Origin of the sequence: Arthrobacter sp., from assembly GCF_030540645.1 — a bacterium.
In the GTDB taxonomy this organism is placed as follows: domain Bacteria; phylum Actinomycetota; class Actinomycetes; order Actinomycetales; family Micrococcaceae; genus Specibacter.
In genome coordinates this window covers 27,745-34,034 of sequence record NZ_JAUNVV010000029.1, presented here as the reverse complement: position 1 = coordinate 34,034, position 6,290 = coordinate 27,745, and the positions used below count along the sequence as shown (strand labels likewise).

Sequence of the window (6,290 nt, the reverse complement as noted above, 5' to 3'; positions counted from 1 at the left end):
CTGCCCTCCCCGATGTGGACTCGGACCCAGCGTTGAGCGACGACGTGGGCCAGGACTGGGCCGACGAAGGTGGCGCACTTCCTTCCGGAGCTGCAAGCTGAGAATGCCAGGCAGCAAGTCCTGATTCTCCCAACCTGACGACGAGGCCGCCGGTAACTGGCCGCCCCTGCGCACACACTCGGCAGCTATTCCTTCAGTGCCGAACGAATTTGGGCATATGAGTTGCCTTGGCGCAGGGTCGCCCCCAGTTCATGCAGGGCCGCACGTTTTTCCGCGGGCAATTCCAGCATGGCGGCCAGCGCCTGTTGGATATCCGCAACCGTTGTGGTGTTCGGGGCCAACGCAGCGCCAAAGCCGGCGGCCTCAAGGGCTGCAGCCCCGGCGAACTGGTCGGTGGAGAAGGGCAGCACCACCAACGGCACCCCGTATGTCATGGATTCAGTGACGCTGTTGTTGCCCCCGTGCGTAACACCTGCGGCCGCTGATGCCAGCAGAGTCACCTGTGGAAGGAATTCACCCACCAGCCAGTGGTCCGGAATTTCACCGAGCACCGACACGTCCGCTGAACCGTAGGCAACAGCGGCACGGATCCCCGATTCCCGCAGTGCTGCGACGACCTTGCCCAGTACGTCGTCACGCACCGAAAGGAAACTGCCGAAACTGACATACACAAAGGGTTCGTTTGTCGCTGCGAGCCACTGCTCAACGTGCGGCTCAGTCGGTTCGGAACGGACAGAAGAGCCCATGAACACGTGATCTGGAAGCAGTGCGGCCCGTTCCTGGGACATCAGTTCGGCCGGGTAGTTGAAAACGAGCAAGTCGCCATGCTCAGCGAATGCGTCCGGCGACGGTTCCAGGGTGGGATCCAATTCATGCAACGCCAAGTTCCACTCGGCGGTGAACGATTTACTGACCTGTTCACAAAGCTCTTTCAAGGCGTTGAGCTCTGCCGCCGCCGGGGAGAACGCAGCCGGCCAGGCAGGAGGCAGACCATACACTTCAGCGGCAAGCGGTAGTGGCAAGGCTGTGGGATGGCCCAGGACAACGTCAATATGGTGGATTCCTGCAGCAACCATGGCCAGACGTGCGCTGAAGGCAAGGTGATCAACAATGATCGTCTCCGGGTTTAGTTCCGCGATGATTGCTTGGACTGCCCGTGCCGTCATGACAGGCTCCCACATGAGGTCGTTCAGGCGGGCTTCCGCCTGAAAACCGAGCGTCTCGATCATCCCCCTGCGCGTTGCTGAGAAGAATCCCAGCAACGCGTCGTCTTCGCCGGCAGGCTGTTCCTCGGCGCGGATCACCCCTGGGTTCGAGCCCCGGCTGAGCTGCAGGGGCACATGTTCGAATCCAAAGGATTCGACAATGGACGCGGTGGCTGGACCCGTGGCCACCACCACCCTCTCGCCGGCATCCCGCCAACTGGTTCCCATGGCAGCCAGTGGAAAGAGGTGTGAAGCGTAGTCCGGGCTGATGATCAGAAGTGTCATGGTGAGGAAATCAATTCTCTTCGCAGTTCAATATCGTCGTGGTGGACATCGGAATACACCTGATTCAAGGTGTGGGCCATGGCTTGGATCGTGAAACGATCCTGGACAACGCTGCGTGCGTAAGCCGCCCGCTCCTGCGCACCTTCAGCGGCTGCACAGCGCAAGGCTGCGACGATGGCGTCGCGCAGCAACGTGGTGTTCCAGGTTGTCGTGAGGAATCCGGTCCGTCCCTGTTCCACATATGTTGCGGGACCTCCGTTGTTGGGTCCGACCACCGGCAAGCCCGCTGCCATGGCTTCAAGCAAGGCAATGCCAAATTCTTCCTTCAGACTTCCGCAGACGTAGACACCGTTCGGAGCGGCGAAACCCGGCAGCCCGGTTCGAGTCGCGGCGACCCAGCGGGCCACGGTGTCGTTGGGCCGGTGTCCAGGAAGCACCAGGCCTTCCGTGATTCGATCGGTGGGACTGACAACTGCGTGGATGCGCGTCAGTTGTTCGCGTTCGTCGGCGGATGGGTGTTGCAGATTTCCACCAATCAGCAGAAGGTTCGTTCGGTGGCGAAGGTCGCTTCCAGCCCACGCTTCAACGATGGTGGCCATTCCCTTCACCCGGTGGAACCGTCCAACACTGGTCAGCAAGGGCAGTCCGCGGCGTTCTTCTGGAAGTTCGCTGAGAAGATCGCGAAGTTCCAGTAGCGCTGCCGTCCCTGGTCTACCCGAAGCAAAGGACTGGGCTTCCAGAACTGCCCGGTCAATCACCCCCAAATCAATGCCTTCCGGGACGATGGTGTGCCGCTTGGGTTCCTTCGCTATATCGATTCCGACCAAGTCAATAATGTCGTGGCGCAGGTTTGGGCGGGGGAAGAAGACGCTGTGGGCTGAGTTGGTAGCCAGCCGTTGAACCAGACGGGCGCGGAACCAAAAATGTTCCACCTCGTCAACGTCCCCGAAGTTCTTCCGGTTGAGGGTTCCTGCACGATCCATCGAGTCGATGACGGCGTGAGGATCCGGCGCCACGGTAAAGACCACGGGTATATCCAACGCCCGGGCGACGTCGAACGCAGCCAGACTGCCCACGTCCGCCATCCGCAGATGAATGGCTTGAACCCCTTCGGCAGCCCTGAGTATCCGGCTAATGCCCCTCCGGGCGGCCACCAGCATGGTCCAGGCGTTTGCCGATGATGGCTTGGCGTCCTGCAGCAGGGGTATACGCCCATAAATGTGGCCGTGCCGGCTCTGGCCCAGTGTTGCGACGCTCTGCGACGCTTCGAGTGCATCACCTCTGGAGAGCGTCAGTACCCGATCGACTGGCAAGCAGCGCGTCGCTTCACTATCTCTGTCATCGCTGCCGGGATGCTGGCCAGCAACGAGCGCATCACCCAGACGCACCAGCAGGGTGGCTATCCCGCCGTTGTCGCCGCTACCAGAATGGCTCAAGAGCGGGTCAATGTCGGCGTGGAGGAAAAGTTGCGCGACTGTCAGACCTCTTCCGTGCTGCAGGATTGCATGATCACGCTCCGGTGTTTTGCGAGCGTCAAGATCCACGAGGGAAAGTCGGGCGATTTCGGCCAGCTTTCCACCAGCGTCGACGATTTGTGTCAGCAGTTCGACTATCTTTGGTTCCTCCGGGCGTTGACCCAAAGCTGCAACGGCAGCCACGCGAGCGCTCACATCTTCGTTCTCGTCCTGGGCTGTGCGCATCAGCGGAGCGGTGGCGACAGGGTGGTGCACCAACCCGAGTGTCTCCACCAATCGATACCGGCTCCCCGGGTCGCTGACACCCAGCAGGGCGCTTTCAAGGCCAATGGCAACGAGGTCGGGTGCAGTCGACGCCCACGCTTCCAGGGTGCGCTGGGACAGCATGGCCACGAAGCCTCCGGAAGCAACCAGACCAATCAACCGTCCAATGGATTCCGACCGGGGAACACGGGACCTGTGCGCCCACGCTGCATGCTCGCGAACGAAACCATGGTCGCTGGAGAGGAGTTCGGACAAAACCAGGTCGACTTCCTCGCCACCCATTTTTGCCAACGCATGAATTGCTGCGATCGCAACAATTTGGTCGTTCGAGCTGATTGCGCTGCGAAGAATACGTAGATTTCGCACACCTCCGTTGCTGGCCGCCTGAACAGCCAGGTCATCGGCCAATCGCAGAGCATCTACGAGCCGATCGGTCTGCTTCAATGCATCAAGACAGTTTTGAACCCTCACGCATATACCTCTTCAGGAGTAGGTCCTCGCCAGCACAGCAGGTGAAATACAACTTAAATCCTATTGGCAAAGCGCAAAACCAACTATGTGAGTGCCCGATATTTCTCCGACAGGGGAATTGCGTGTTCTGCCGGCACGTCGTAATCGAGTTAGGTGCAGCGTCTCCCGCACGGGCGCAAATAGTGGTTTTCTTGTACTGACAGGTAAATCGACTGCAAGGAGCAAAACCACCATGCGCGGAGTCATCATGCACGCCCCCGGCGATGTGCGCATCGCCGAAAGGGACAACCCGACCATCCTTGAACCCACGGACGCGATTATCCGGGTCACGGCATCCTGCGTCTGCGGATCCGATCTATGGCTCTACCGGGGTGCGGACAAAGCCCCGGACGCCCCCATGGGCCACGAGTATGTCGGTGTGGTCGAAGAGGTCGGTCCGGATGTAAAAACCATCAAGCCCGGCGACTTCGTGGTGGGTTCGTTCATGGCCTCGGACAACAGCTGCGAAATCTGCCAGGCCGGCTACCAATCCCGCTGCGTCCACGTATTTCCGATGGGCGCCATTGGCACCCAGGCAGAATTTGCCCGCATTCCCCACGCCGACGGAACATTGGTGGCCACCCCCGGCCAGCCCGACCCCGACCTCATCCCTTCCCTGCTGGCCGCATCGGATGTTTTGGGCACCGGCTGGTTCGCCGCTGTCGCTGCCGAAGTTGGGCCGGGCAAGACCGTCGCCGTCGTCGGAGACGGAGCCGTGGGTCTCCTGGGGATACTGGCGGCCAAGCAGCTGGGCGCTGAACGGATCATCGCCATGTCGCGGCACGATGACCGGCAGGCATTGGCCCGTGAGTTCGGGGCAACGGACATCATTTCAGAACGTGGGGACGACGGCGTTGCCAAGGTGAAGGAACTCACCGGAGGTCTCGGAGCGCACAGCGTCATTGAAGCTGTTGGCACCCAGGAGTCGATGTTGCAGGCTATCCGCTCCACCCGCCACGGTGGCCACGTCGGTTTCGTCGGCGTATCCCACGACGTGGAACTGCCCGGTAGGGAACTGTTCTCCTCCCTTATCCATCTGCACGGAGGCCCGGCCCCCGTGCGCCGGTTCCTCCCCGACCTCATCCAACTGATCTGGGACCACAAAATCAACCCCGGAAAGGTCTTCGACCTGACGCTGCCCCTGGACGAAGCAGCCGACGCCTACAAAGCCATGGACGAACGCCGAGCTATCAAGGTGCTGCTCACGCCATAACGTGACATGTCCCGGGCAAGATGGGACCGCACCGCTTTACGGTGCGGCACCCGTCGCGCCGTCCGGCACTGCCTCGGCGGCAAGCCACAGCGTCTCCTTGGCCTGTGCGCTTGCGACGGCGTCATCGATAACCAGCGGAGAATCCGTGTCGATTCCGGTGTGGGGTTCCAGCGAGTAGAAGCGAATCTCGTGGCCGTCGGGGTCGTGCAGCATCGGTAGGATCCATCCAATTGTCGCGAAGTGCACCCCGGCGTGCTTCTCTCCGAGACTGCTGAGGTGGGACGCCAATGCCTCTATCCCTTCCCGGTCCGGGACGGCTATGGAAAAAGTAGTCGAATCCTGCCGAGGCAAGCGCTTTCTCAGGGTTCAAGTTCAGCGCGAAGTCCGGCCCGCCGTCGGGATGTACCATGGCGACGCCCGTCAGTCGGCCGTGTTCATGGAACTCGATGGCAAGGGGTGAATCCCAGTCCACCCCAGACTTGAGGTCCAAACGAGTGGCCCAAACCGAGGCCCAGATTATCGCGGCCGCGGCTGTCCTCTTTCTGGATCAAGGTTGTGTTGCTCCCACTCTTGCCCAGATTGCCGTGCATGCTGGAGTCGCTGCCCGTACCGTCTACATCCGTTTCGGGACTAAGGCAGAGCTTTTCAAACGGGTGGTTGACGGGGCTCTGGTAGGTGACACGGAGCCAGTGGACGTCGCGCCACCAGTGAGCTGGGCAGGTCATTCTGGGATACTGCTGCCACCGACGGGCTCATCACCAAGGAGCTGCACACTGGACGACTTACGGTCATCACCGACGTTTTACTCTACGCAGACACAATCGTGCATCTTCGCAGAACCCATGGATGGTCTGCCTCAGCACACCGTTCACTCATTGTGGACACCCTGACAGCATTGACAAATCCACACGCTTAACGGCCGCACCTGAACGCACCCCCCCTGATAGTCGGCTCAGCCGCCATGGGCTCAGCGGCGGGCCAGCCTTTTCATGACGAGTTCACAGGCGCTGGGTACGGGCTCAATGATGGCCGCAACGTGCTCGGCAGTGAGCCTGCGCGCCATCTCGCTGAGCGGGCCGCCGGCAATTATTACCGCTTGGGCACCGTCGTCCACCGAGGCAAATACGGCATCCCGCAGTTCGTGAAACTGCTTTTCCGGATCAGCCGCCAGCACCAGGGGGCCAGAAGCCGTCAGCTGCACGCCACGGAATTGGGAATCCCCGCCGTGGTCAACAACCAGCTGGGTCAATGACGGCACCAAAAGCGGGGTACTGGTGGCCATTCCGAACAGCCTGCCGTTCTGGGATGCTGCCCAAATCGAACCCTCTCCGATACCGA

At 60.9% G+C, this 6,290-nt stretch carries 6 protein-coding genes; 2 read left to right on the top strand and 4 right to left on the bottom strand.

What is annotated here, in order from left to right; genetic code table 11:
* Positions 1–185: 185 nt before the first annotated feature.
* Both Q4P21_RS07610 and Q4P21_RS07605 read right to left on the bottom strand, forming a co-directional pair.
* Positions 186–1,490 carry a glycosyltransferase gene (locus Q4P21_RS07610; protein ID WP_303388188.1) on the bottom strand — a complete coding sequence of 435 codons (1,305 nt, stop codon included), beginning with the start codon at positions 1,488–1,490 and terminating at the stop codon, positions 186–188.
* A complete protein-coding gene (locus Q4P21_RS07605; RefSeq protein ID WP_303388187.1) occupies positions 1,487–3,673 on the bottom strand; it encodes a glycosyltransferase in 2,187 nt (728 codons plus the stop codon). Before Q4P21_RS07605 ends, Q4P21_RS07610 begins: the two co-directional genes overlap by 4 nt.
* A 259-nt stretch (positions 3,674–3,932) precedes the next feature.
* On the opposite strand from Q4P21_RS07605, the gene Q4P21_RS07600 reads away from it, so the two are divergent.
* The gene (locus Q4P21_RS07600) at positions 3,933–4,952 is read left to right on the top strand and encodes a zinc-dependent alcohol dehydrogenase family protein (RefSeq protein WP_303388186.1); all 1,020 of its coding nucleotides are present in this window, start codon (positions 3,933–3,935) and stop codon (positions 4,950–4,952) included.
* 36 nt (positions 4,953–4,988) lie between these two features.
* Here Q4P21_RS07600 and Q4P21_RS07595 read toward each other — a convergent pair whose 3' ends face one another.
* On the bottom strand, positions 4,989–5,165 hold the full coding sequence (locus Q4P21_RS07595) for a hypothetical protein (protein ID WP_303388185.1): 177 nt from the start codon (positions 5,163–5,165) through the stop codon (positions 4,989–4,991).
* Between the two features lie 194 nt (positions 5,166–5,359).
* Between Q4P21_RS07595 and Q4P21_RS16330 the strand changes: the two genes are divergently transcribed.
* Positions 5,360–5,842, top strand: a complete 483-nt coding sequence (locus Q4P21_RS16330) for a TetR/AcrR family transcriptional regulator (RefSeq protein ID WP_369598874.1) — start codon at positions 5,360–5,362, stop codon at positions 5,840–5,842.
* A gap of 77 nt (positions 5,843–5,919) precedes the next feature.
* On the opposite strand, the gene Q4P21_RS07590 is transcribed toward Q4P21_RS16330, so the two are convergent.
* Positions 5,920–6,290, bottom strand: a 371-nt coding sequence (locus Q4P21_RS07590) for an aspartate/glutamate racemase family protein (protein ID WP_303388184.1), incomplete at its 5' end; no start/stop codon positions are given.

Bases quoted from the DNA above. Each gene is read 5' to 3' on its own strand.
- Q4P21_RS07595 (WP_303388185.1), bottom strand. From the start codon at position 5,165: ATGCTGCACGACCCCGACGGCCACGAGATTCGCTTCTACTCGCTGGAA.
- Q4P21_RS07610 (WP_303388188.1), bottom strand. From the start codon at position 1,490: ATGACACTTCTGATCATCAGCCCGGACTACGCTTCACACCTCTTTCCA.
- Q4P21_RS16330 (WP_369598874.1), top strand. From the start codon at position 5,360: ATGGCGACGCCCGTCAGTCGGCCGTGTTCATGGAACTCGATGGCAAGG.
- Q4P21_RS07600 (WP_303388186.1), top strand. From the start codon at position 3,933: ATGCGCGGAGTCATCATGCACGCCCCCGGCGATGTGCGCATCGCCGAA.